Below are 23,578 nucleotides of genomic sequence, written 5' to 3' on the forward strand. Positions count from 1 at the left end.
GCTTACGCCGCGACGAGCATCCGCTGGTCGCCGGCAATCCGCATCATCGCCTTCTGCAGCTTCTCGAACGCGCGCACTTCGATCTGGCGGACGCGCTCGCGCGAGACGCCGTAGACCTGCGACAGCTCTTCGAGCGTCTTGGGCTCGTCGGTCAGGCGGCGCTCGGTCAGGATGAACTGCTCGCGTTCATTGAGATCCTCCATCGCCGCGGTCAGCATCGAGTGGCGGACGTCGGCCTCCTGCGCTTCGGCGACGACAGTATCCTGCAGCGGCGCATCGTCCTGCAGCCAATCCTGCCACTGGCCATCGCCATCCTCGCGCATCGGCACGTTGAGCGACGTGTCGCCGCCCATCGCCATGCGGCGGTTCATGCTCGTCACCTCGGCCTCGGTCACGCCGAGGTCCTTGGCGATCTTGGCGAGATGCTCCGGCGACAGATCGCCATCCTCGAACGCGTCGAGCTTGGACTTCATCCGGCGCAGGTTGAAGAACAGCTTCTTCTGCGCGGCGGTGGTGCCCATCTTCACGAGGCTCCACGAGCGCAGGATGAATTCCTGGATCGAGGCGCGGATCCACCACATCGCATAGGTTGCGAGGCGGAAGCCGCGATCGGCCTCGAACTTCTTCACGCCCTGCATCAGGCCGATATTGCCCTCGGAGATCAGCTCGCTGACCGGCAGGCCATAGCCGCGATAGCCCATCGCGATCTTTGCCACGAGGCGGAGATGCGACGTCACGAGCTGCGCCGCGGCGTCGGTGTCGCCATGTTCCTCGAAGCGTTTGGCGAGCATATATTCCTGCTCGGGCGCGAGGATCGGGAATTTCTTGATCTCGGAAAGATAGCGATTGAGGCTCGCTTCGCCACCGAGGGCGGGGATCGTCGCGGGGACGTTGCTGCGGGCTGCCATGATCGTGTCTCCCTTTAATAGGTCGGGTGCCGTGAAACGCGGACGCCAGGCCGAATGCTATACCAAGAGTGCAGTGAACAGTTCCTGCATGTCGCCAGGCATTTCGCTGTCAAACGCCAAAGCGTTACTATTCACCGGATGAATGAACCCCAGACGGGCGGCGTGCAACGCCTGACGTCGGAAACCCAGGGTTTCCAGAAGTGCCTTATGGGCCTGCTTTGTTCTGCCGTAAACCGGGTCGCCGATCAAGGGATGGCCGAGCGAGGCCATGTGCACACGGACTTGATGCGTGCGCCCCGTTTCCAGTCGACATTCCACCAACGCACCCCCGTTCAACCGCTCAAGAGTAGTATAGTGGGTGACGGCGCGTTTTCCGCCGGGGACGATCGCTATTTTCTTGCGGTTCGATGGCGAGCGCGCGAGCGGGGCGTCGACCGAGCCCGCGGTGGGGGTAGGGCGGCCCGACACCATCGCCTTGTAGCGGCGGTCGATCGAGTGGTCGTGGAACTGGCGAGCGAGGCCTTCGTGTGCGCGATCGGTCTTGGCAGCGACCATCAGCCCCGACGTGTCCTTGTCGATTCGGTGGACGATTCCGGGGCGCGCGACTCCGCCGATCCCCGACAGATTGCCTGCGCAGTGGTGGAGCAGCGCGTTGACGAGCGTCCCGTCGGCATTGCCCGCCGCGGGGTGGACGACGAGCCCGGCCTGCTTGTCGATCACGATCAGATGCTCGTCCTCGAAGACGACGTTGAGCGCGATGTCCTGCGCTTGATTGGTCGATGGCGTCGCCTCGGGAACGGACACAACATACAGGCCTCCGGCGACCGCCTTGCTCGACGGATCGTTCACCACCGCGCCGCGCGGATCGGTGACCGCGCCGCCGGCGATCAGCGCCTTGAGCCGCTCGCGCGAAACCTCTGGCAGCGCGTCGGCAAGCGCGCGGTCGAGCCGGAGGCCTAACGCCTTTTCGGACACGCGCGCTTCGATGGTGACGACCCCCCGGTTCATGCTCTAGAATCTGGGAATGGCGATGGAAATTTCAAGCACTCTCGTGGCGAGACTGCTAAACGATGCGCGATTATCGCCGGCGCGCGAGGTTTGCGGGCTATTGTTCGGCACCGCCGAGACGATCGTCAGCGCGCAACCCTGTCCAAACGTCGCGCCCGATCCAAGCCGGCATTTCGAGATCGATCCCGCTGCACTGTTCGCGGCGCACCGTGCGGCGCGGCAGGGCGGCCCCGCGGTCGTCGGGCATTACCATTCGCATCCGTCGGGGACCGCGACCCCCTCGGCGCGCGATGCCGAGGGGGCAATGGGCGACGGTGCATTGTGGCTGATCGTGACGGCGAGCGACGCACGGCTGTGGCGGACGCCGTCCGCGGGCGCATTCGTGCCGGTCGACTATGTGGCGGTCGATAAGGCCGACCGAGCGTCCGCTCAGGCCTTGTAGAGCGCCTCGAGCCGCGGGCCGTAGACCGCCTTCAACACATGCCGCCGGATCTTCAGGCTCGGCGTCATCTGCTCGTTCTCGATCGCGAAGGGCTCGTCGGCGAGGACGAAGCGGCGGATCCGCTCGGTCACCGCCAGATCGGCGTTGACCCGCTCGACCGCCTGGCCGAGCGCGGTGCGATACGCGCTATTCTCGGCCAGCCGCGCGAAGTTGCAGGCGCTGCCCTCGCGCGCGCACCATTGCTGCGTCCACTCGGCATCAGGAACGATGACGGCGACCATGTAAGGCCGCCGGTCGCCGAACAGCATCGCCTGCGCGATCTCGGGCTGGAGCGTCAGCATCCCTTCGACCTTTTGCGGAGCGACATTCTCGCCCTTGTCGTTGACGATGATGTCCTTCTTGCGATCGGTGATCTGGATGCGGCCCTGCGCGTCGATCACGCCGATGTCGCCAGTGTGGAGCCAGCCGTTTTGCAGCACGCGCGCGGTCTCGGCGGGGTTGCGCCAATAGCCGTGCATCACGAGCTCGCCGCGCACGAGGATTTCGCCATCGTCGGCGATACGCACTTCGGTATCGGGCATCGGCGGGCCGACGGTGTCCATCTTCAGCCCGGCCTTGGGGCGGTTGCACGAGATCACCGGCGCGGTCTCGGTCTGGCCATAGCCTTGCAGAACGGTGATCCCGACCGCTTCGAAGAAGGTGCCGACCTCGGGCGTGAGCGGCGCGCCGCCCGACACCATCGCCTTGATGCGACCGCCGAAGCGCTGCTGGATCTTCGGACGCAAGGTGGCGCCGAGCAGGAAGTCCATCGGCTTGTCGAGCAAGCCCGCTTTGCCCGCCGCCTTCTTGCTGCCGAGCGCCTGTGCACGGCCGAGCAAATAGCTCGAGAGCTTGCCTTGCTTTTCGACCGCCTTGGTGATGCGCGTGCGGAGCAGTTCGAACAGCCGCGGCACGACGATCATCATCGTCGGGCGGACCTCCTCGATATTGGCGGCGAGCTTGTCGAGGCCCTCGCTGTAATAGATCTGCGCGCCGAGACCGATCGGGAAATATTGCCCGCCGGTATGTTCATAGGCGTGGCTGAGCGGGAGGAACGACAGGAAGATCTCGTCGTCCCAGCCGAAATCCTCCGAGATGATCGTGCAGCAGCCCTGGACGTTGTGGAGGATTGCGCCGTGATGCTGCATCACGCCGCGCGGGGATCCGCCGGTGCCGCTGGTGTAGATCAGGCAGGCGGTATCGGCGCGCGTCGCGGTCGCGGCGATGGTCGACGGCGCGGCCGCATAGGTGGCGAGCAGCGCGTCCCACTGGTGGAATTCGAGCGCGCCCGACTGGTACGCGCGCAGATCCTCGATCCCGATCACGATCTGCGCGGTGCTTGCGCGGATCGCGGCGGGGAGCAGCGTCTTGGCGAGCTTCGCGGTCGAGACGATCACCGCCTTGGCGCCCGAATTCTCGAGGATGTGGATGTGATCGCGCTCGGTGTTGGTGGTGTAGGTCGGCACGGTGATGCAGCCCGCCGCCATGATCGCGATATCGGCGATGCAGAATTCGGGACGATTCTCGCTGATCAGCATCACGCGGTCGCCGGGCACCAGCCCGATCGCCTTGAGCGCCGCCGCCATGCTCGCGACCTGGTGCGCGGTTTCGCTCCAGCTGCGCGACACCCAGCGGCCGCCTGCCTTGTGCCACAGGAACGGCGCGTCGCCCTTTTCAGCAGCGCGCGTGAGGAACATCGCGACGAGATTGGGGAAATGTTCGAGGCGGCGGATGTCTGACATACTCTCTCTCCCGGGGAGGACGCGCCGTGTTCGGCTGCGGAATAACGGTTATTCGGCCGGACGCGGCGTTGCGCCGGCGCGGACGATCTGTGTGGTCTGGCCGTCCTCGCGGACTGCGACGCCCTCGCTGCGCGGATCGGCGGCGCCGACCCAGACGCCGTTGACGCGCTCGATCGCATTGGCTTTTAGCCCCAATGGCGCGATTTGGATATGCTCGCCGAGCGCTTGCAGGGCGGGCACCATCGCATCGAGCTGCGTGCCCTTTTCGGCAACGGCGTCGAGCTTGGGCGCGTAGAGCAAGCCCATCGCGATCGCATCCTGCGCGCTGAGCTTCCAGTCGAGCACGCCGACCAGGGCCTTGGCGACCTGCGCGATGATCGTCGATCCGCCCGCCGCGCCGATCGCGATGCGGACCTTGCCGTCGGGCCCATAGACGATCGTCGGCGCCATCGAGCTGCGCGGGCGCTTGCCGCCTTCGACACGGTTGGCGACGAGATAACCGTCCTTGACGGGCGCGAAATCGAAATCGGTGAGCTCGTTGTTGAGCATCACGCCGTCGACCGACACGCCCGACCCGAAATAGCTTTCGATCGTCGTGGTGACCTCGGCGACGTTACCCTGCTTGTCGACCGCGACGAGGTCGCTCGTGCCGGGAACATCGGCGTTGGGGGCGAGTGTGCGCTGCGGTGCGCCGGGCGGGGTGCCGGCGGCGATGCTCGTCATGCTGTGCTCGGGCGAGATCAGCGCCGAGCGCCTGGCGAGATAGGCCGGATCGAGCAGGCCCTTGATCGGCACGGTGACATGGTCGGGATCACCGAGATAGAGATCGCGGTCGGCATAGGCCAACCGCTCGGACTCGGCGAAAAGATGCCAGGCGACGGGCGAATTCTTGCCGAGCTTGGGCAGGTCGAAGCGTTCGAGCTGCTTGAGGATCATCAGCACCGCGATCCCGCCCGACGAGGGCGGACCCATGCCGCATACCTTGTAGACGCGGTACATCGTGCAGACCGGCAGCCGTTCCTTGGCGCGGTAGCCCGCGAGATCGGCGAGCGTCATCTTCGACGGGTTGCGCGCGGCGGTGTTGACCGCGGTGACGATCTTCTGCGCGACCGCGCCTGTATAGAAATAGTCGGCGCCGTGCTTGGCGATCGCGGTGAACAAAGCGGCCTGTTCGGGGGTCTTCAGCAGCGTGCCGACGGGGAGCGGCGCGCCGTCCGCCGCAAGGAAGTGCGACCGCGCCCAAGGATCGATGTGCCCCCCGAAATTGGCGAGCCCATTATGCAGCCGCGGGGTGACCGCGAAGCCCTCCTGCGCGAGCTTGATCGCCGGGCCGAACAGCGTCGCCCAGGGCAGCTTGCCGTAGCGCTGATGCGCCAGCGCCATCATCCGCAGGTTGCCGGGCACGCCGACGCTGCGCCCGCCCGGCAAGGCCGCCATAAACGGGAGCGGCTTGCCATCTGCGCCGTAGAACCATTTCGGGTCGGCTGCCGCGGGCGCGGTCTCGCGCCCATCGAACCCGGCGATGGCGTTGGTCGTGGCGTCGTGGTGGAGCATGAAGCTGCCCCCGCCGATCCCGCTATTCTGCGGCTCGACGACATTGAGCGCGAGCATCGTCGCGATCGCGGCGTCGGTCGCGCTGCCACCCTGGCGCAGGATCTCGGCCCCGGCGGCGGCCGCGCGCGGGTCGGCGGCGCTGACCATTCCGAGCGCAGGACTATGCGCAGGCCGTGGCGGCGGAGCCGGGCGCCGGGCTTCCGCAGCGGCGGGCGCGATCAGCAGGAGCAGGTAAGCAACAAGCGGTCTGGTCATGACGCGACCCTAGCGCGCTGTACCGCGCAGGCAAGAACGGGATCGGCCGAAACGCGCTCTTCTTGGCGCCACGCGGGGTCTCCAGCCGGGATGTATGCTCAGGCGGCTCGCGTGCCGACCGCCTCGGCGACGCTGGCAAAACCGTCACGCGCAAGATTTTTTGCGAGCCCGCGGAAGATCCGCTGCGCGAGCCCTGGACCGTGGAAGACCAATGCCGAGTACAGCTGGACCAGGCTCGCACCCGCGCAGATCCGCGCATAGGCTTCGTCGGCGCTGTCGATCCCGCCCGCCGAGACGAGCGGCATCGTCCCGCCGGTCGCGCTGCGGAAATCGGCGAGCCGCTGGCGCGCGAGGCTCGCGAGCGGCGCGCCCGACAGGCCGCCGGTTTCACCGGCATGCGCCGATCGCAGCGCGGGCCGCAAGATCGTCGTGTTGCTGACGATCAGCGCATCGACATGGTGCGCCGCCGCGGCGCGCGCGATGAAGTCGATCGCCGACGGGTCGAGATCGGGCGCGACCTTGAGGAACAGCCGCGGCCGCTCGATCGGTGCACGGCGGGCCTCGTCGGCGGCGGCGAGCACGTCGAGCAATTCGTTGCCGTGCTGCAAGTCGCGCAGGCCCGGCGTGTTGGGCGAGCTGATATTGACCGTGACATAATCGGCGACGCGCGCGGCGGCGGCGACGCCGTGCGCATAATCGGCGACGCGGTCGGGCGCGTCCTTGTTCGCGCCGACGTTGATGCCGAGCACGCCGCGCCGCTTCGCCGCGACCGCACGTGGCAGTGCCGCGGCGATCCCGCCATTGTTGAAGCCCATCCGGTTGATCACCGCTTGGTCCTCGACCAGCCGGAACAAGCGCGGCTTAGGGTTGCCCGCTTGCGGCAGCGGGGTCAGCGTCCCGATCTCGACGCTGCCGAAGCCCAGCGCGAAGAACCCGTCGATCGCGCTGCCATTCTTGTCGACGCCGGCGGCGAGCCCGAGCGGGTTGGCGAAATCGAGCCCGGCGACGTGGGTGCGCAGGCAGGCCGGCCCTTCGCTCCGCGCGACGCCGGTGCGGCTCACCGTCGCAAGAAGCTTGAGCGTCATCTCGTGCGCGCGTTCGGCATCGAGCGCAAAGAGAGCGGGGCGGAGCAGGGGGAACAGCATGGCGGCGTGATGACAGCGCAGGGCGGCTGCGTCAAAGCGCTCCCGCGCTCGGGCAGAAATCTGTGTCACGCCGTTTGACGGGAAGTCCGGCGACTCTGTCCAATACTGACTACGGCGAATCACGGTATGAGAAAGTGCGACCCGGGAAGCCCCAAATTGGAGCTTCCTCCCTTGGGCCGGTCAGTTTGCTGACCGGCCCACTTTTCTTTGTTCGACGAACGCGATACGCTCTGTTCCCAAGAACAGAGGGGGCCGCAATCGTGGAGAACGTTCGGCTAGACTATGCCGTTCCGGCAGCGGATCTGGCCGACTATGTAACGCTATTTTATGATTTTTCCGCCGCCGTCGCCGTGTTCGAGGATGTCGAGCGCGCCGACAACGCGCAGATTCGCTTTCGCTTGTCCCCAGGCGGCGCCTGTTATCGCTTCGCCGACGGGACCGAGCAGGATTCGAGCGACATCCATGTGATCGGCCCGACCAGCGGCGCGGTCCATGTCCATGCCGAGGGACCGATCGCGCTCTTCGGGATGGGCGTGACCGCGGTCGGCTGGGCGGCGATGATCGGCGCGGATGCCTCGACCATGGTCAACCGCGTCGTCGATGCTGGCAAACTGTTCGGCCTCGGGCGGTTGCAGGTCGCGACCGCCGCGCTGCGCAAGACCGAGGGCATCGCCGCGCGCGCCGCGGTGGGCGAGGAATTGGTCCGCGACTTGATCCGCAGCGCCGATGGCCACTGTACGCTCGGCGCGATCGGGTTCGTGCGTGAGGTCGATGCCTGGCTGGCGGCAAACCCCTCGCCCGAAATGGAGGATCTGCTTGCGACCACCGGTCTGTCGCGGCGGCAGGTCGAGCGCAAGTGCAACGCCCTGTACGGCGCGCCGCCCAAATTGCTTGCGCGCAAGTACCGCGCCTTGCGGGCGGCGGTGGCGATGGCGGCGGATGCCGAGACGATTGGCGACGCGGTCGACCGCGGTTTCTACGACCAGTCGCACATGATCCGCGAGATCAAGCAGTTCACCGGCCTGACCCCCGGGCAGATCCGCGCCGATCCGGGTGTCCTCCCACGATTGACGATCGCGCAGCGCACCGCGCTCGACGGTGTCGTCAGCCCCCTGGTGAGCGGAACCTAGCGCGTCTTTTCCAGGGGAGGGCAGGCGCAGGGGTTGACCCGACTCGTGCGCGCGCCCATTTGCAATCGGAGCAATTCCATCCGATTGGACCCGATGCGTCTTTCCAGCCTTGCCGACTATGCCGTCGTGATGATGTCCGCCGCCGCGCGGCATTGCGGTAGCGTGGGCCGGCTCAATGCGACGATGCTTGCCGAGGAGACCGGACTGCCGCTGCCGACGGTGCAGAAGCTCGTCAGCCGGCTGTCGGCGGGCGGGCTCATCGAAAGCGCGCGCGGCACCGGCGGTGGTTTTCGGCTGTCGCGTCCGGCGGCGGCGATCAGCCTGGCCGATATCATCGAGGCTATCGAGGGACCGATCGCGCTCACCACCTGTGTCGACGAGGCGCGGCACGATTGCGCGCTCGAGGGCGATTGCCGGGTCAAACCGCATTGGGGCGTCGTCAACGGCGCGGTTCGCGGTGCGCTCGACGGGGTTTCGCTCGCGAGCCTGTCGAGGATCCCGGCATGACTGATTTTAACGAGCCGCGTGACGGCAGGGATGATGTAATGGCTACCAAGAACGCCGAAGCTTATGAAGCCGTCAGCAAGACCTACGAATGGGGCTTCCATTCGGACATCGAGCAGGACTTCGCGCCCAAGGGCCTGAGCGAGGACACTGTCCGCTTCATCTCCGCCAAGAAGGGCGAGCCCGCGTGGATGCTCGACTGGCGCCTCAAGGCGTTCCGCCTGTGGCAGACGATGGAGGCGCCCGACTGGGCCAAGCTCCAGATGGACCCGATCGACTATCAGGACGCCTATTATTACGCCGAGCCCAAGGTGAAGCCCAAGCTCGGCTCGCTCGACGAGGTCGATCCCGAGATCCTGCGCGTCTATGAGAAGCTCGGTATCCCGATCGAGGAGCAGAAGATGCTCGCCGGCGTCGAGGAACTTGATGCCGAGGGCCAGCCGAAGCGCCGCGTCGCGGTCGACGCGGTGTTCGACAGCGTCTCGGTCGCGACCACCTTCCGCAAGGAGCTCGAGGCCGCGGGCGTGATCTTCCGGTCGATCTCCGAGGCGATCAAGGAATATCCCGAGCTGGTCCGCAAGTGGCTCGGCAAGGTCGTGCCGCAGCACGACAATTATTTCGCGACGCTCAACTGCGCGGTCTTTAGCGACGGGACCTTCGTCTACATACCCGAGGGCGTGCGCTGCCCGATGGAGCTGTCGACCTATTTCCGCATCAATGCCGAGAATACCGGCCAGTTCGAACGCACACTGATCGTCGCCGACAAGGGGTCGTACGTCTCGTATCTCGAGGGCTGCACCGCGCCGATGCGCGACGAGAACCAGCTGCATGCGGCGGTGGTCGAGCTTGTCGCGTTGGACGATGCCGAGATCAAATACTCGACCGTGCAGAACTGGTATCCCGGCGACGAGAACGGCAAGGGCGGGATCTACAATTTCGTCACCAAGCGCGCGCTGTGTCAGGGCAAGAATTCGAAGGTGTCGTGGACGCAGGTCGAGACCGGCAGCGCGATCACCTGGAAGTACCCGTCGTGCGTGCTGGCTGGCGAGAACAGCGTCGGCGAATTCTATTCGGTCGCGGTGACCAACAATCGCCAGCAGGCCGATACGGGCACCAAGATGATCCATCTCGGCAAGGGCTCGCGCTCGACGATCGTGTCGAAGGGGATTTCCGCCGGGCGTTCGGACAATACCTATCGCGGGCTGGTGCGCGTCGCGCCGACCGCGGAGGGCGTGCGCAACTTCACCCAGTGCGACTCGCTGCTGCTCGGCGACCAGTGCGGCGCTCATACCGTGCCCTATATCGAAGTGCGCAACCCGTCGGCGCAGATCGAGCATGAGGCGACCACCTCGAAGATCTCCGACGACCAGATGTTCTACGCGATGCAGCGCGGGCTCGACCAGGAGGCGGCGGTGGCTTTGATCGTCAACGGGTTTGCCAAGGAAGTGCTGCAGCAGCTGCCGATGGAATTTGCGGTCGAGGCGCAGAAGTTGCTGGGGATCAGCCTTGAGGGGTCGGTGGGGTGATTTTCGGGTGGGAGCCCATACCGTGGACGCTGGGTTTTCTCCATTCCCGGAGATTGAAACACGGCTTCTCAGAGCGGAACAGGCTCCCATTGGAATGGCTAGTGGCGACCGAGGCGGATTGGCCTCCTGTTGATAGGCTAGGCGATGATTTCGACTGGGCTCGACGTACGGGTACTGGTTTCGTGGCTGAAAGTGATGCGGAAACCCTTTTCCTCATCCAACGCGATTGGTTCGGTTGGCCTGATCCGCCGGAGTGGGGATTGGCCTCACACTCCAAAGCGGACGGCAAGTGGCATTTGTGGGGCAGCTTCGATGCTGTTCCCGAAAATTGGAAAGTTCCGGAAGTAGCTCATGCTGAAAATTGAAAACCTCCACGCCGAAATCGACGGCAAGGGAATCCTCAAGGGGCTCTCGCTCAGCGTCAATGCGGGCGAGGTCCATGCGATCATGGGGCCGAACGGCGCGGGCAAGTCGACGCTCGGCTATATACTCGGCGGGCGGCCCGGTTATGAGGTCACCGCGGGCTCGGTCGAGTTCGACGGGAAGGATTTGCTCGAAATGGCGCCGCACGAGCGCGCTGCCGCCGGGCTGTTCCTCGGTTTCCAATATCCGGTCGAGATCCCCGGCGTGTCGAACGTGCAATTCCTGCGCGAGGCGCTGAACGCCCAACGCCGCGGGCGCGACGAGAAGCCGCTGTCGGGCGCTGAGTTCCTGAAACTCGCGCGCGAGCAGGCTGCCGCGCTGTCGATGGATGCCGAGATGCTCAAGCGTCCGGTCAATGTCGGCTTCTCGGGCGGCGAGAAGAAGCGCAACGAGATGGTGCAGATGGGCATCATCGACCCCAGCCTCGCGATCCTCGATGAGACCGACAGCGGGCTCGACATCGATGCGCTGCGCGTCGTGGGCGACGGAATCAACCGGATCATGCGCAAGCCCGACAAAGCGGTGATCCTGATCACCCACTATCAGCGCCTGCTCGATTACGTTGCGCCCGATTTCGTCCATGTACTGGCCGGCGGGCGGATCGTGCGCTCGGGCGGACCGGAACTGGCGCTGGAGCTGGAGCGTGAGGGATACGCCGGGGTGGCGGCGTGATCTTCGCCTTGGCCCTGCTCCAAAGTGTCGCCCCGTCGCCGCCACCAGCCGCCGACCCCGATATCGTCGTGATCGCCCGCAAGCTGCAGGATTGGCGCGCGTCGGTCCGGATGAAGAAGGGCAAATATGTCTGCGCGGTGACCCGATCGACCGGTGATCCGGAGATCGACGGGGTTGCTTGCGAGGCGATGCGCGTCTGCGCGATTCCGGCGATGCCGCGCTATACCGCGACACGCGCCAAGGGCGTGGATGCGGCGACGCGCCAGCGGCTCATCGAAGGGATCAATGGGGAGATGGCTACGTGCGTGCGCGACCAACGCCATCAACTGATCGGCGAGTTGGCCGATCGTCGGGCGGGAGCGGTGCAATGACGCGGGCTCTTCCCACCCGCCGCGATGAATCCTGGCGGTATTCCGATCTCGAAGCCGTCGCCTCGGTGTGGCCAGTGCCTGCGGCCGAAGTGATCGAGGTCCCCGCCGGCCAGTCCATCGCCCGCGTGATCGTCCAGGATGCAGCGATCGACGCCGTCGCGATCCGCGATTTCCAGGTCATCCTGCGCGAAGGTGCGACCGCGACCTTCCACGTGCTCAACGTCGGCGGGCAGCTCGGCCGCGTGACGATCGACGTGACGTGCCACGAAGGCGCGCACTTCGAGCTTGGCGCGGCGATGCTCGGCGGCGGCGACCAGACGCTCGAGATCGTCACCGTGCTCAACCATATCGAGCCCAATGCCACCTCGAACCAGGTGGTGCGCTCGGTGTTCGGAGGGCGCGCGACGGGGTCGTATCTCGGCAAGGTCGCGGTCGCGCGGCATGCGCAGAAGACCGATGCCTCGCAATCGGTCAAGGCGATGCTGCTCAGCCGCACCGCGACCGCGAACGCCAAGCCCGAGCTCGAGATTTTCGCCGACGACGTGAAGTGCGCGCATGGCGCGACGGTCGGCGAGCTCGATGCGAATGCGCTCTTCTATCTTGCGTCGCGCGGGATCGCGCCGCCGCAGGCCAAGGCGATATTGCTGCGGGCGTTCATCGGATCGGTGTTCGAGGGGATCGCGGACGTTGCCGAACGCGAGCGCGTCGAGGCGGTGGCGCAGGCGGCGTTGGAGCGGATGCTGTGAGCGCGCTGACCCAGACCCGTCCGCTAGACCATGTCGCCGATTTCCCGGCGATCCCGGCCGGCTGGGCGTATCTCGACACCGCCGCCACTGCGCAGAAGCCGCAAGAGGTTATCGACGCGATCACGCGCGCCTATGACACCGATTACGCCACGGTGCACCGCGGCGTGTATCAGCGCTCGGCTGATATGACGCTCGCTTATGAGGCGGCGCGTCGCAAGGTGGCCAAGTTCCTCAACGCCGGTTCCGAAAACGAGATCGTCTTCGTCCGCGGCGCGACCGAGGGGATCAACCTCGTCGCGCAATGCTGGGCGGGAACGCAGCTCAAGGCTGGCGATCGCATCCTGCTTTCGCAGCTCGAGCATCACAGCAACATCGTGCCGTGGCAGATGGTCGCCGAGCGGATCGGTGCGCAGATCGACGTACTCCCGCTCACTGCCGACCACCGCATCGACCTCGACGCGATGGCCGCGATGATCACGCCGCAGCACAAGCTCGTCGCGTTGGGGCATGTCTCGAACGTGCTCGGATCGGTGCTCGACGGCCGCCGGGCGGCGGACATCGCGCATTCGGTCGGGGCGAAGATCCTGCTCGACGGCTGCCAGTCGGTCCCGCGCATGACGGTCGACGTCGCCGCACTTGATTGCGATTTCTACGTCTTTTCGGGCCACAAGCTCTACGGCCCGACCGGGATCGGCGTGTTGTGGGCAAAGCCAGCATTGCTCGAGGCGATGCCGCCGTATCAGGGCGGTGGCGCGATGATCGACAAGGTCAGCTTTGCGGGCACCACCTACGCGCCGCCGCCGGGCCGCTTCGAGGCGGGGACGCCGCATATTGTCGGCGTGCTCGGGCTCGCCGCCGGCATCGACTATGTGACGCGGATCGGGCTTGAGCGCATCCATGCGCACGAGACCGCGCTGGTGAAACTGACACGCGACGCGCTGTCGCAGTTCAACTCGCTGACCTTGTTCGGCCCCGAGGATTCCGCAGGAATCGTCAGCTTCAGCATCGCGGGGGTGCATCCGCACGACATCGGCACCATCTTGGACGAAGCCAAGGTGGCGGTGCGCGCGGGCCATCACTGCGCGCAGCCGCTGATGGAGACGCTCGGCGTCGATGCGACGGCGCGCGCGAGCTTCGGGGTCTATAACAGCGCCGCCGACGTCGAAGCGCTGGTGCGCGGAATTGAAAGAGTAACGAGGATTTTCGGATGAGCGACCGGATCGAGATTCAGGAAGTCGGCGCCGTCGAGCAGCCGCCGCGCGCGCGCGTCGAGGATGTCGCGGTCGAGGCAGGGACGCGCAAGCGCGACTATCTCGAGGGTTTTCTTAGCCAGAAGCCCGCGGGCGATGTCGCCGGCGAGCCGGGCGGGGCGCTGTACGAGGCGGTCGTCGACGCGCTTAAGGAGATTTATGATCCGGAGATTCCGGTCAACATCTACGACCTCGGGCTGATCTACGGCGTCGAGGTGACCGAGGCCGGCCACGCCGTTGTCACGATGACGCTGACCACGCCGCATTGTCCGGTCGCCGAATCGATGCCGATGGAAGTCGAACTGCGCGTCGGCGCGGTGCCGGGGGTCGGCTCGGCCGAGGTAAATCTGGTATGGGACCCGGCATGGGATCCCGCCAAGATGTCCGACGATGCCAAGCTCGAACTGGGCATGCTGTAATGCACTAAGCCCCTTCCCTTCAGGGGAGGGGCTGGGGTGGGGAAGTCCCAAACGCAGGTCTCTGCGAGGCTTCCCCCACCCCCAACCCCTCCCCTGAAGGGGAGGGGATTTGGAGGAAGAAGCCGATGACCACCATGACCCGCGTTCGCCCTGCTGCGCTGATCCTCACGCCCACGGCCGAGGCGCGGATCGCCGCGCTGATGGCCAAGGCGCCCGCGGACGCGATCGGCGTCAAGCTGTCGACCCCGCGGCGCGGCTGTTCGGGGCTCGCTTACTCGGTCGATTACGTAAGCGAAGCCAAGCCGTTCGACGAGCGGATCGATACGCCCGGCGGAACTTTGTTCGTCGATGGCGGGTCGATCCTGTATCTGATCGGCTCGACGATGAATTGGGTCGAGGACGATTTCGCGGCAGGCTTCGTGTTCGTCAATCCGAACGCCAAGGGTGCATGCGGGTGTGGCGAAAGCTTCACCGTCTAAGCCGCGCACTGGCCTGAGCGCCGATTTGCGTCCACAGGCGGGCGATGACGACCCATACGACTTACGACACCATCATTCTCGGCGCTGGCGCGGCCGGGCTGATGTGCGCTTTCAGCGCCGGCCAGCGCGGGCGCCGCGTGCTGCTGCTCGATCATGCCGAGGCGATCGGCAAGAAGATCCTGATCTCGGGTGGCGGGCGGTGCAATTTTACCAATGTGCACACCGCGGCCGATCGCTATATTTCGGCCAACCCGCATTTCGCCAAGTCGGCGCTCGGGCGCTACACCGCGCAGGATTTCCTGGCGCTGGTCGAGGCACACGGGATTGCGTGGCACGAGAAGACGCTCGGGCAATTGTTCTGCGATGGGTCCGCCAAGCAGATCGTCGCCTTGTTGCAGGACGAGTGCGACAAGGGGGGCGTCGAGATCGCGCTTGGCGAGGCGATCCGCGATGTTGACCATGCCGATGGACAGTATCGCGTCACCTTCGGCGATCGCACCGCGAGTGCGCCGTCGCTCGTCATCGCCACCGGCGGTCCTTCGATTCCGCAAATGGGCGCGACCGGCTTCGCGTATGACCTCGCGCGGCGCTTCGGACTGAAAGTGGTCGAGCCCCGCCCGGCCCTGGTGCCGCTGACGCTTGGTGGCGACGAAACCCTGTTCCGCTCGCTTTCGGGTGTGGCGGCGGAAGTGGTCGCCAAGGCGGGCAAGACCAAATTCCGCGAGGCCGCGCTGTTCACGCACAAGGGGCTCAGCGGGCCGGCGATCCTGCAGGTGTCGTCGTATTGGCGGCATAGCGAGCCGGTCGGGATCGATTTCCTGCCCGAGCTCAAGCCCGGCTGGCTGGTCGGCGTGAAGCACGCCCGGCCGCGCGTGTCGCTCGCGTCGGTGCTGTCGAACCATCTGCCCGGGCGGCTTGCCGAGACGCTCGCCGATCGGCTCGGGATCGAGGGCGAACTGGGCGCGGCGACCGACAAGGTGGTCGATGCGGCAGCGCGGCAGTTGGCCGATTGGCGCTTCAGTCCGAACGGCACCGAAGGCTTCGCCAAGGCCGAGGTGACGGCAGGCGGCATCTCGACCGCTGAACTGTCGTCACAGACGATGGAGGCGCGGAAGGTGCCGGGGCTGTACGCGATCGGCGAGGCGGTCGATGTGACCGGGTGGCTCGGCGGCTATAACTTCCAATGGGCCTGGGCGAGCGGCTGGGCGGCGGGGCAGGTGGTGTAACGCCGTCCGGCCGGTTTCCTCCCCTCCCTGGAAGGGAGGGGCCGGGGGTGGGTTGCTCTCCGTATCGCGGGACGCCAAACTCTTGCGATGCCACGAGTCTCGCCGAGATGACCAGACGCGCTCGCGCGCTGCGGAGCAACGCAACCGACGCTGAGCGTCGGGTTTCGCTACGAATACGAACCTATCGCCCGCGCTTCACCCATCAGCTCGTTGTTGGCAGTTACATCGTCGACATTGCCTGCCGCGAAGCGAAGGTGGTTATTGAACTCGACGGCGGCCAACACGCCGACTCGGCCTATGACGAAGCTCGCACGGTGTTGCTGGAAAGTCTTGGGTGGAAGGTGCTCCGGTTCTGGAATTCCGATGTGATGGCAAACCCGGACGGCGTTGCCGAAGCGATCCTGACCGAGGTCGGCCGCCGCCTCGGGCCGACCCACCCCCAACTCCTCCCTTCCAGGGAGGGGAGGAAGTAGGGGCGTAGGGCTGAAATCCACACCCCCCGTGCTTTTCCTGCGCGCCCGTGCTAAGGGCCCTTTTTGGCGCGCGAACCCGCCGCCCCCATATTCGGAATACCATGCCCTTTACACACCTCCCCACGCTTCTCGCCGAAGCGCTTTCCGCCCGTGGCTATGAAGCCCCGACCCCCGTCCAGGCCGCCGTCATCCAGCCCGAGGCAGAAGGTCGCGACGTCATCGTCTCGGCACAGACCGGTTCGGGCAAGACCGTCGCATTCGGCCTCGCCATCGCGCCGCAGCTGCTGACCGAAGACGGCCTCCTGCCGCCGCCGCGCGCACCGCTCGCGCTCGCGATCGCGCCGACGCGCGAACTCGCACTGCAGGTCAGCCGCGAGCTCGAATGGCTCTACGGCAAGGCCGGCGCGCGCATTTCGACTTGCGTCGGCGGGATGGACGCGTCGCGCGAGCGCCGCAGCCTCGCGCACGGCACGCACATCGTCGTCGGCACGCCGGGGCGTCTGCGCGACCATATCGAGCGCGGCGCGCTCGATCTGTCGAACCTCAAGGCGGTCATCCTCGACGAGGCCGACGAGATGCTCGACATGGGCTTCCGCGAGGATCTCGAGCTGATCCTCGATGCGTCGCCGTCCGAGCGTCGGACGCTCCTCTTCTCGGCGACGATGCCCAAGTCGATCGTCGCGCTCGCCAAGCGCTACCAGAAGGACGCTTTGCGCATCTCGACCGTCGGCGAGGACCGTGGTCATGGCGACATCGAATATCAGGCGGTGACCGTTGCGCCCGCCGATATCGAGAATGCCGTCGTCAATTTGCTCCGCCTTCACGAGGCCGAAACCGCGATGCTGTTTTGCGCGACGCGCGACAATGTCCGCCATCTCCATGCGGGCCTCATCGAGCGTGGCTTTGCTGCGGTCGCTCTCTCGGGCGAGCATAGCCAGAACGAGCGCAACGCCGCGATGCAGGCGCTGCGCGACAAGCGCGCGCGTGTCTGCGTCGCGACCGACGTCGCCGCGCGCGGGATCGATCTGCCCTCGCTCAGCCTCGTCGTTCACGTCGAGCTGCCGCGCGATGCCGAGACGATGCAGCATCGCTCGGGCCGCACCGGCCGCGCCGGCAAGAAGGGCACCGCGATCCTGATCGTGCCGTATCAGCGCAAGCGCCGCGTCGAGATGATGCTGCGCGGCGCGCGGATCGCGGTCGAATGGATGAACGCCCCGACCGTCGATGACATCCGCAAGGCCGACAAGTCGCGCCTGATGACCATGCTGATGGAAGACGTCGAAGTCGACGAGGACGATCGCGCATTGGCGGCACAGCTGCTCGAGAAGAAGACCCCCGAGGATATCGCTGCGGCACTGGTGCGCAGCTATCGCGCGCGGATGCCCGCGCCCGAGGAAATGATCGAGGCAAGCGGTTCCGCGCCGCGCGAAGCGGGCAAGGAGCATCACCGCGAGGGCTTCGACGATATCGTCTGGTTCCGCATGGACATCGGGCGTCGCCAGAATGCCGATCCGCGCTGGATCCTGCCGCTGATCTGCCGTCGCGGGCACATCACAAAGAACGAGGTCGGTGCGATCCGCATCGCCGCCAACGAGACGATGTTCCAGGTGCCGAGCGGCATCGCGGGCAAGTTCATGGCGGCGGTGAAGCGCACCGCCGGCGAGGAAGCCGAAGGCGGCGTGCAGTTCGAGCAAGTCCAGGGCGGCCCGGTCGAGGCCGAGCGCAGCCCGCGCCGCGCGAACGGCCCGGCGCCGGTGCGCCACCAGCCGCGTCCGACCTTGCGTCCGGGTGGGCCGAACAAGCGTCCGCAGCGGTAAATCTTGAATCCTCCCTCGCGCAGCGGGGGAGGGGGACCGCCAGCCTTTTTCAGGCTGGTGGTGGAGGGGGCCGCAACGAGCGTAACGCCCGCGGCGAGGCCCCCCCTCCACCCCTCGGCTGAAGAAGCCGAACGGTCCCCCTCCCCCGCTGCGCGAGGGAGGATTTGAATACGCCTTCATTCCCCGCTAACCCACGCGGCATGAACGCACCCCAACCCAAGCCATGGATCATGGCCATCGCCCCCTACGTGCCCGGTCGCTCGACGAGCGAGGGTGGGGCGCCCGTCATCAAGCTGTCGTCGAACGAGAATCCGCTCGGCACCAGCCCGCAAGCGGTCGAAGCCTTCGCCGCCCATTCCGCCGATCTCGCACGCTATCCCGACGCCGGCGCGGCGCTGCTGCGCGAGGCGATCGCGGCGCATCACGATCTCGACCCTGCACGCGTGATATACGGCACCGGCTCGGACGAAGTGCTCCACCTCATCGCCGGCGCCTATGCCGGGCCGGGCGACGAGATCATCCAGGTCCGCTACGGCTTCGCGGTCTATGAGATCGCCACGCGCCGCGTCGGCGCGACGCTCGTCATCGCCGACGACCGCGATTATGCGACCGATGTCGACGCGATCCTCGCCGCGGTCACCGAGCGCACGCGCGTCGTATTCGTTGCGAATCCCAACAATCCGACGGGCACTTTCACGCGCAAGGAAGAGATCGCGCGGCTGCATGCCGGGCTTCCGGCACACGTGATGCTCGTGCTCGACCAGGCCTATGCCGAATATCTCGCGCCCGAGGATGACGATGGCGGGCTCGACCTCGCGCGCACCGCGCCGAACGTCATCGTGACGCGCACCTTCTCGAAGATCCATGGTCTTGCCGCCGAGCGAATCGGCTGGGGGTACGGGTCGGAGGACGCGATCTCGGCGATGCACCGCATCCGGGCGCCGTTCTGCTGCACCACCGCCGGGCAGGAAGCCGCGATCGCTGCGCTCGGCGCGGCCGATTTCATCGCCGCCTCGCGCGAGCACAATCGCAAATGGCGCGCGTGGTTCGGCGCGGAGATGGGCAAGCTCGGCAACGCAGGCCTGCGCGTCGTCCCGAGCGAAGCCAACTTCCTGCTCGTGCTGTTCGAAGGCGCCGTCACCGCCGAGACCGCGTACAAGGCGCTGCTCAGCCGCGGCTATATCGTGCGCTGGCTGCCGGGGCAGGGGCTCGCCAACGGCTTGCGCATGACGATCGGCACCGAGGACGAGACGCGCGGTCTTGCCGAGGCGCTGCGCGAGATCGTCGCGGGGTGACGATCAAGGCGCTCGCCTTCGACGTGTTCGGCACCGTCGTCGATTGGCGGACGAGCATCGCGCGCGAAGTTGCGGCAGTGTTCGCGAGGATCGGGCGCGAGGATCTCGATCCGGCGCGTTTCGCAGACGACTGGCGCGGCCTGTATCAGCCGGCGATGGAAGCGTGCCGTTCGGGCCGGCGCGCTTATACGCGGCTCGACGTGCTCAACCGCGAGACGCTCGATGCGCTGGTCGAGCGGCTCGGCATCGCGGCGGATGAAGCGACGCTCGCCGATCTGGCGCTGGCGTGGCGGCGGCTCGATCCGTGGCCCGATGCGGTTGCGGGATTGACGCGGCTCAAGGCGCGCTTCCCGATCGTCACGCTGTCGAACGGCAATGTCGCGCTCATGCTCGCGCTGTCGCGGCATGGCGGGCTGCCGTGGGATGCGATCCTCGGGGCCGAGGCGACCGGGATCTACAAGCCGTTGCCGCAGGCCTATCTCGGCACCGCCGATATTCTGGGAATTGCGCCCGAAGCGCTATGCCTCGTCGCCGCGCATCACAGCGATCTTGCCGCGGCGCGGGCGTGTGGGCTGGCGACCGCCTATGTCGATCGGCCGATGGAATTGGGCGGCGCGCCCAAGCCCGACCGCGCCGCGGAACAGGCGTGGGATTACAGCGCCGAGTCGCTGACCGAATTGGCCGACCGCCTCGGCTGCTGACGCGTCAGCCCGCCGCCAGCATTTCCTTCAACGGCACGTCCGCATCGGCCAGCAACGCGGGATCGATCACGGCGCTTGCCATCACCAGCGCACGGCCCTGGACGTAATCGCGCGTCATGTTGACGCAATCGAGCGCGATCACCTTGCCGCGCTTGAGATAGACGACCGAGAAGCGCCGCGTGGAGACATCGCCGCGGAGCACCGCCGTATCGAAGCCGGTCGAAAGCCCGACGGTCTGCAGCTTCAGATCATATTGGTTCGACCAGAACCACGGCACCGCATCATAGGGCTGCGGATCGCCCGTCAGCACGCGCGCGACGACGGTCGCCTGGTCGTTGGCGTTCTGGACCGATTCGAGCCGGATCGTCGCGCCATCGGCATAGGGGTTGGGATGCGCGGCACAGTCGCCGATCGCGAACACGTCGGGAAGCGAGGTGCGGCAGAAGGCATCGACCGTCACGCCATTGCCGCCAGCGGCGCCCGCCTCGATCAAAGGTGCGACCGCGGGAACGATGCCGATCCCGACGACCACCATGCTGCCCGCCACCACGCTGCCATCGGCGAGCCGTACCCCGGTCGCCGCGCCGTCATGGCCCTCGATCTTTACGACCGTGACGCCGGTGCGCAGGTCGACGCCGTGCGCGCGGTGCTCGGCTTCGTAGAAATGCGAGAGCGCTTCGCCGGCAACGCGCGCGAGCACGCGCGGCGCCGCCTCGAGCACGGTGACGTGCTTGCCGAGCTTGGTCAGCACCGCTGCGGCCTCGAGGCCGATATAGCCGCCGCCGATCACGATGACGTGGCGCACGTCGGGCAGTTCGGCGATCATCTGGTCGACATCGGCGCGGGTGCGCACGCCGTGGACGCCGCGCAGGTCATGCCCGGCGCACGTCAGTCGGCGCGGCGGACCGCCGGTCGCCCAGATCAGGTTCGAATAGCCGATGGTCGCACCCTCGTCGGTGGTAACGACATGCGCGGCAGGATCGACCGATACCACCGTGCGGCCCGGCAGAAGCGTGATCGTGCGCTCGACCCAGAAGGCCGCGGGTCGGATCAGGATCCGCTCGAAGGGCTTTTCGCCAGCGAGATAGTCCTTCGACAGCGGGGGGCGCTCATAGGGAAGCTCGGGCTCGTCGCCGAGCAGCGCGATCGTCCCCTCGAAACCGCGCTGGCGCAGTGCGATCGCCGCTTGCGCCCCGCCATGCCCCGCACCCACGATCAAAACGTCGAACGAAAGCGCGGTGTCGGTCATGTCGGCCCCTCTTGATCCTCGTGGCGGCTGACCTGCGGGCAACGCGCCGATCTGTCCAGCCCGAAGCGCGATATCAGCCGCGCGGCCGCCGCGCCGGGAGCGGGATGAAGTTCAAGGCGGCAAAGGCCAGCGCGGCCCCGCTGATGATCGACGCGAACCAGCCGATCGCGCCGAACACCGCGCCCCACGTGATCATCGACAGCGTGAATGCCAGCGCGAGGAGCGTCCACGCGATTGCGCGCAACGCGACGGCGCGGCCCCGCGGACACGCGCGCCGGAAGCGCTTGCCGTGATGCTGGTCGGTCGTCAGCCCGAACAGCACGAAGGCGAGGATAGCGGCAAGGAAGGGGAGCGCGGTCATCCGCGCGCCTGGCTGCGCGATCGGCGTCGCGCGGGCACATGCCGGTGAACGCCGCGCGCGATCGCGGCATAGGCAAGCCCGAGCGCGAGCAGCGTCAGGTCGACACCGGCGAGCGTGGCGTCCCCCGCCGCGATCGTCGCCGGCAAGCCGCGCGCCGTCGCCAGCATGTCGAACAACGGGAGCGCGAGCAGCAGCGCTGCGGTCAGCGCGAGTTGTTCGACCCAGGCACGCCGCGGGCGGCGGAGAAAGGCGTGGAGCAGCAGCGCACCCCAGAGCACGAACATCGCATTGATCTCTGCCTCGGCGCGCGCCGGGAGGGTGAGCGGCAGGAGGCGGTTCGCCCACAGGAAGCCGACCATCGCCGCCGGGAAGCCCGCGACGAATCCGATATTGAGCCGCTCGACCAGGCGGAAGCCGAACGGCGGGCGCGACGGATCGGGCAATTTCTCGCGGCGCTTGACGCTCCACAGCACCAGCCCGCTTGCGACCATCACCGATCCGCCGATGCCGCACAGGAAATAGACCCAGCGGATCACGGCGTCGGCGAAGCGCCCGGCATGGACCCCGATCATCGCCCCCGCCGTCACCGCGGCCGCGCCCGGCAGCGGGGCGGCCCAGAGCAGGCGTCCGCTCACGCCGTCATAGGTCAGCCGCGGCGTCAGGCTCGACAGCGTGCCGTGGTTGCTTTGCGACAGCAGGATCCGCGCCGAGGCATCGCCCGGTGCGGTGACGCTGATGATATCGACCGGCGCGCCGAGCCGCCGCTCGCCATCGCGCAGCACCGCGGCAAGATCGACCAGCGGGGCGGGCCGGTCGGCACGCGGGACTGCCGGAGCCTCGGGATAGAGCAAGCGACCCATGCTGAAGGGGGCGCTGTAATTGGCGACCGCCGCCCATGGCATCAGCAGCGTCATCAGCGTGACGAGCCCGGTATAGGTGATCATCAAGTGAAACGGCAGGCCGAGCACCGCGACGGCATTGTGCCCGTCGAGCCACGAGCGTTGCCCCTTGCCGCCGCGAAAGGTGAAGAAATCGCGGAAGATCTTCTTGTGCGTCACGATCCCGCTGAGGATCGCGACGAGCATGAACATCGCGCAGATCCCGACGATCCAGCGCGCGACGTAATACGGCACGTAATGCAGGTCGAAGTGGAAGCGGTAGAAGAAGTCGCCGCCGAGCGTCGCGCGCGCCACGACCTTGGCGCCATTGGCGTCGATGCGCGCGCTGGTCTCGCCGGGCGTGGGCGGCGTTTTGGCGCCCGGCACCCAGAAGACGCTGCCGCTCGCCGAGCGCGTGCTCGGCACGGTGATGAACCAGCTTGCGGCGTCAGGGGCTTCGCGTTGCAGCAGCAGCTGCGCGCCGCGGACGACGCGCGCGGGCTGGTCGATCGGCGGGAGTTCGGGTTGCGCCCAACGGTTGATCGCCTCGCGCCAATAGGCGGCGGTGCCCGTCACGAAGACGATGAACAGCACCCAGCCGACGAGCAGCCCCGACCAGGTGTGGAGCGTCGCCTGGCTCTGCCGGAAGCCCTTGCTCACGTGCGACCCGTCAGCGCGATCGACCCGAACGCGATCGCCGCGGCGATTCCGCCGCCGAGCAGCGTCGTCCACGCCGCGCGCCAGCCGCTGCGCGCGGCGAATGCCCACATCGCGGTGAAGGCGCACAGCGCGAACGCGACGAGCGTCGCGGTGAAGGTCGCCTCGGCTGGCCCGCCGGGCAGGATCCGCGCGAGCGCCATCGCCCACAGGCTCGCCACCGCATAGCCGCCGGGCATGGCGACGACGACGCGCAGCGCGGTGTCGGCGCGGTGTCGCCAAACGCGCCGGTCGTGGTTCATGCCCTG

The 23,578-nt window shown here is 67.0% G+C and carries 25 protein-coding genes; 16 read left to right on the forward strand and 9 right to left on the reverse strand.

What is annotated here, in order from left to right:
• Nucleotides 1-2: 2 nt before the first annotated feature.
• Together rpoH and ABIB28_RS10270 are read right to left on the reverse strand one after the other, a co-directional pair.
• Complete coding sequence (gene rpoH / locus ABIB28_RS10265; protein WP_010186101.1) at nt 3-908, reverse strand: RNA polymerase sigma factor RpoH; 906 nt, start codon at nt 906-908, stop codon at nt 3-5.
• A 57-nt stretch (nt 909-965) separates the two neighbouring features.
• Nucleotides 966-1,916: an RluA family pseudouridine synthase gene (locus ABIB28_RS10270; protein ID WP_354288048.1), complete on the reverse strand. Its 951-nt coding sequence runs from the start codon at nt 1,914-1,916 to the stop codon at nt 966-968.
• Between the two features lie 16 nt (nt 1,917-1,932).
• Between ABIB28_RS10270 and ABIB28_RS10275 the strand changes: the two genes are divergently transcribed.
• Nucleotides 1,933-2,358, forward strand: a complete 426-nt coding sequence (locus tag ABIB28_RS10275; protein WP_354288049.1) for a M67 family metallopeptidase — start codon at nt 1,933-1,935, stop codon at nt 2,356-2,358.
• Here ABIB28_RS10275 and ABIB28_RS10280 read toward each other — a convergent pair.
• The 3 genes from ABIB28_RS10280 to ABIB28_RS10290 all read right to left on the reverse strand — a co-directional run bounded on the left by ABIB28_RS10280 (nt 2,346) and on the right by ABIB28_RS10290 (nt 7,093).
• Nucleotides 2,346-4,130, reverse strand: coding sequence for an AMP-dependent synthetase/ligase (locus tag ABIB28_RS10280; protein ID WP_354288101.1), 1,785 nt, complete (start codon nt 4,128-4,130; stop codon nt 2,346-2,348). The two genes, ABIB28_RS10275 and ABIB28_RS10280, sit on opposite strands and share 13 nt — an antisense overlap.
• A 57-nt stretch (nt 4,131-4,187) precedes the next feature.
• Complete coding sequence (gene ggt, locus ABIB28_RS10285; RefSeq protein ID WP_354288050.1) at nt 4,188-5,948, reverse strand: gamma-glutamyltransferase; 1,761 nt, start codon at nt 5,946-5,948, stop codon at nt 4,188-4,190.
• A 98-nt stretch (nt 5,949-6,046) separates the two neighbouring features.
• A complete protein-coding gene (locus tag ABIB28_RS10290; RefSeq protein WP_354288051.1) occupies nt 6,047-7,093 on the reverse strand; it encodes a quinone-dependent dihydroorotate dehydrogenase in 1,047 nt (348 codons plus the stop codon).
• Between the two features lie 260 nt (nt 7,094-7,353).
• Between ABIB28_RS10290 and ABIB28_RS10295 the strand changes: the two genes are divergently transcribed.
• The 15 genes from ABIB28_RS10295 (at nt 7,354) to ABIB28_RS10365 (ending at nt 20,125) form a co-directional block, all read left to right on the forward strand.
• Entirely contained in the window at nt 7,354-8,223 is an 870-nt protein-coding gene (locus ABIB28_RS10295) for a helix-turn-helix domain-containing protein (protein ID WP_354288052.1), read from the forward strand.
• A 93-nt stretch (nt 8,224-8,316) separates the two neighbouring features.
• Nucleotides 8,317-8,730, forward strand: coding sequence for an SUF system Fe-S cluster assembly regulator (locus ABIB28_RS10300; RefSeq protein ID WP_133186801.1), 414 nt, complete (start codon nt 8,317-8,319; stop codon nt 8,728-8,730).
• 38 nt (nt 8,731-8,768) lie between these two features.
• Nucleotides 8,769-10,253, forward strand: a complete 1,485-nt coding sequence (gene sufB / locus ABIB28_RS10305; RefSeq protein WP_354288053.1) for a Fe-S cluster assembly protein SufB — start codon at nt 8,769-8,771, stop codon at nt 10,251-10,253.
• A 182-nt stretch (nt 10,254-10,435) separates the two neighbouring features.
• A complete protein-coding gene (locus tag ABIB28_RS10310; protein ID WP_354288054.1) occupies nt 10,436-10,618 on the forward strand; it encodes a hypothetical protein in 183 nt (60 codons plus the stop codon).
• Nucleotides 10,605-11,348, forward strand: coding sequence for a Fe-S cluster assembly ATPase SufC (gene sufC / locus ABIB28_RS10315; protein WP_354288055.1), 744 nt, complete (start codon nt 10,605-10,607; stop codon nt 11,346-11,348). The genes ABIB28_RS10310 and sufC overlap by 14 nt, the downstream gene beginning before the upstream one ends.
• Before the next feature lie 68 nt (nt 11,349-11,416).
• Nucleotides 11,417-11,719, forward strand: a complete 303-nt coding sequence (locus ABIB28_RS10320) for a hypothetical protein (protein ID WP_322160119.1) — start codon at nt 11,417-11,419, stop codon at nt 11,717-11,719.
• Nucleotides 11,716-12,465, forward strand: a complete 750-nt coding sequence (locus ABIB28_RS10325) for a SufD family Fe-S cluster assembly protein (protein WP_354288056.1) — start codon at nt 11,716-11,718, stop codon at nt 12,463-12,465. The genes ABIB28_RS10320 and ABIB28_RS10325 overlap by 4 nt, the downstream gene beginning before the upstream one ends.
• A gap of 5 nt (nt 12,466-12,470) precedes the next feature.
• Entirely contained in the window at nt 12,471-13,676 is a 1,206-nt protein-coding gene (locus ABIB28_RS10330) for an aminotransferase class V-fold PLP-dependent enzyme (protein ID WP_502958234.1), read from the forward strand.
• Nucleotides 13,673-14,134 carry an SUF system Fe-S cluster assembly protein gene (locus tag ABIB28_RS10335; RefSeq protein WP_133186815.1) on the forward strand — a complete coding sequence of 154 codons (462 nt, stop codon included), beginning with the start codon at nt 13,673-13,675 and terminating at the stop codon, nt 14,132-14,134. Before ABIB28_RS10330 ends, ABIB28_RS10335 begins: the two co-directional genes overlap by 4 nt.
• A gap of 125 nt (nt 14,135-14,259) precedes the next feature.
• Complete coding sequence (locus ABIB28_RS10340; protein WP_133186817.1) at nt 14,260-14,613, forward strand: HesB/IscA family protein; 354 nt, start codon at nt 14,260-14,262, stop codon at nt 14,611-14,613.
• A gap of 44 nt (nt 14,614-14,657) precedes the next feature.
• Nucleotides 14,658-15,839 (forward strand): BaiN/RdsA family NAD(P)/FAD-dependent oxidoreductase, encoded by a 1,182-nt coding sequence (locus ABIB28_RS10345; protein ID WP_354288058.1) that lies wholly within the window; start codon nt 14,658-14,660, stop codon nt 15,837-15,839.
• Nucleotides 15,840-15,946: 107 nt separating this feature from the next.
• Nucleotides 15,947-16,312 carry an endonuclease domain-containing protein gene (locus ABIB28_RS10350; protein WP_354288059.1) on the forward strand — a complete coding sequence of 122 codons (366 nt, stop codon included), beginning with the start codon at nt 15,947-15,949 and terminating at the stop codon, nt 16,310-16,312.
• 101 nt (nt 16,313-16,413) lie between these two features.
• Nucleotides 16,414-18,129, forward strand: a complete 1,716-nt coding sequence (locus tag ABIB28_RS10355) for a DEAD/DEAH box helicase (protein WP_332794477.1) — start codon at nt 16,414-16,416, stop codon at nt 18,127-18,129.
• Between the two features lie 200 nt (nt 18,130-18,329).
• On the forward strand, nt 18,330-19,424 hold the full coding sequence (gene hisC, locus ABIB28_RS10360) for a histidinol-phosphate transaminase (RefSeq protein ID WP_354288060.1): 1,095 nt from the start codon (nt 18,330-18,332) through the stop codon (nt 19,422-19,424).
• On the forward strand, nt 19,421-20,125 hold the full coding sequence (locus ABIB28_RS10365; RefSeq protein ID WP_354288061.1) for a haloacid dehalogenase type II: 705 nt from the start codon (nt 19,421-19,423) through the stop codon (nt 20,123-20,125). Before hisC ends, ABIB28_RS10365 begins: the two co-directional genes overlap by 4 nt.
• A gap of 4 nt (nt 20,126-20,129) precedes the next feature.
• Here ABIB28_RS10365 and ABIB28_RS10370 read toward each other — a convergent pair whose 3' ends face one another.
• The 4 genes from ABIB28_RS10370 to ABIB28_RS10385 form a co-directional block, all read right to left on the reverse strand.
• Nucleotides 20,130-21,374 (reverse strand): NAD(P)/FAD-dependent oxidoreductase, encoded by a 1,245-nt coding sequence (locus tag ABIB28_RS10370; RefSeq protein ID WP_354288062.1) that lies wholly within the window; start codon nt 21,372-21,374, stop codon nt 20,130-20,132.
• Nucleotides 21,375-21,447: 73 nt separating this feature from the next.
• Nucleotides 21,448-21,735, reverse strand: coding sequence for a DUF3325 family protein (locus tag ABIB28_RS10375; RefSeq protein WP_354288063.1), 288 nt, complete (start codon nt 21,733-21,735; stop codon nt 21,448-21,450).
• Nucleotides 21,732-23,273, reverse strand: a complete 1,542-nt coding sequence (locus ABIB28_RS10380; protein ID WP_354288064.1) for a PepSY-associated TM helix domain-containing protein — start codon at nt 23,271-23,273, stop codon at nt 21,732-21,734. Before ABIB28_RS10380 ends, ABIB28_RS10375 begins: the two co-directional genes overlap by 4 nt.
• Nucleotides 23,270-23,572 (reverse strand): hypothetical protein, encoded by a 303-nt coding sequence (locus ABIB28_RS10385; RefSeq protein WP_354288065.1) that lies wholly within the window; start codon nt 23,570-23,572, stop codon nt 23,270-23,272. The genes ABIB28_RS10380 and ABIB28_RS10385 overlap by 4 nt, the downstream gene beginning before the upstream one ends.
• Nucleotides 23,573-23,578 lie beyond the last annotated feature (6 nt).

This window comes from Sphingomonas sp. UYEF23 (assembly GCF_040546165.1).
Classification (GTDB): Bacteria; Pseudomonadota; Alphaproteobacteria; order Sphingomonadales; family Sphingomonadaceae; genus Sphingomonas; species Sphingomonas glacialis.

What these genes read in the sequence shown, in the direction of transcription:
- rpoH (WP_010186101.1), bottom strand. Translation starts at nt 908, where the DNA reads ATGGCAGCCCGCAGCAACGTCCCCGCGACGATCCCCGCCCTCGGTGGC.
- ABIB28_RS10270 (WP_354288048.1), bottom strand. Translation starts at nt 1,916, where the DNA reads ATGAACCGGGGGGTCGTCACCATCGAAGCGCGCGTGTCCGAAAAGGCG.
- ABIB28_RS10275 (WP_354288049.1), top strand. Translation starts at nt 1,933, where the DNA reads ATGGCGATGGAAATTTCAAGCACTCTCGTGGCGAGACTGCTAAACGAT.
- ggt (WP_354288050.1), bottom strand. Translation starts at nt 5,948, where the DNA reads ATGACCAGACCGCTTGTTGCTTACCTGCTCCTGCTGATCGCGCCCGCC.
- ABIB28_RS10290 (WP_354288051.1), bottom strand. Translation starts at nt 7,093, where the DNA reads ATGCTGTTCCCCCTGCTCCGCCCCGCTCTCTTTGCGCTCGATGCCGAA.
- ABIB28_RS10300 (WP_133186801.1), top strand. Translation starts at nt 8,317, where the DNA reads ATGCGTCTTTCCAGCCTTGCCGACTATGCCGTCGTGATGATGTCCGCC.
- sufB (WP_354288053.1), top strand. Translation starts at nt 8,769, where the DNA reads ATGGCTACCAAGAACGCCGAAGCTTATGAAGCCGTCAGCAAGACCTAC.
- sufC (WP_354288055.1), top strand. Translation starts at nt 10,605, where the DNA reads ATGCTGAAAATTGAAAACCTCCACGCCGAAATCGACGGCAAGGGAATC.
- ABIB28_RS10325 (WP_354288056.1), top strand. Translation starts at nt 11,716, where the DNA reads ATGACGCGGGCTCTTCCCACCCGCCGCGATGAATCCTGGCGGTATTCC.
- ABIB28_RS10335 (WP_133186815.1), top strand. Translation starts at nt 13,673, where the DNA reads ATGAGCGACCGGATCGAGATTCAGGAAGTCGGCGCCGTCGAGCAGCCG.
- ABIB28_RS10340 (WP_133186817.1), top strand. Translation starts at nt 14,260, where the DNA reads ATGACCACCATGACCCGCGTTCGCCCTGCTGCGCTGATCCTCACGCCC.
- ABIB28_RS10345 (WP_354288058.1), top strand. Translation starts at nt 14,658, where the DNA reads ATGACGACCCATACGACTTACGACACCATCATTCTCGGCGCTGGCGCG.
- ABIB28_RS10350 (WP_354288059.1), top strand. Translation starts at nt 15,947, where the DNA reads ATGACCAGACGCGCTCGCGCGCTGCGGAGCAACGCAACCGACGCTGAG.
- ABIB28_RS10355 (WP_332794477.1), top strand. Translation starts at nt 16,414, where the DNA reads ATGCCCTTTACACACCTCCCCACGCTTCTCGCCGAAGCGCTTTCCGCC.
- hisC (WP_354288060.1), top strand. Translation starts at nt 18,330, where the DNA reads ATGAACGCACCCCAACCCAAGCCATGGATCATGGCCATCGCCCCCTAC.
- ABIB28_RS10370 (WP_354288062.1), bottom strand. Translation starts at nt 21,374, where the DNA reads ATGACCGACACCGCGCTTTCGTTCGACGTTTTGATCGTGGGTGCGGGG.
- ABIB28_RS10375 (WP_354288063.1), bottom strand. Translation starts at nt 21,735, where the DNA reads ATGACCGCGCTCCCCTTCCTTGCCGCTATCCTCGCCTTCGTGCTGTTC.
- ABIB28_RS10385 (WP_354288065.1), bottom strand. Translation starts at nt 23,572, where the DNA reads ATGAACCACGACCGGCGCGTTTGGCGACACCGCGCCGACACCGCGCTG.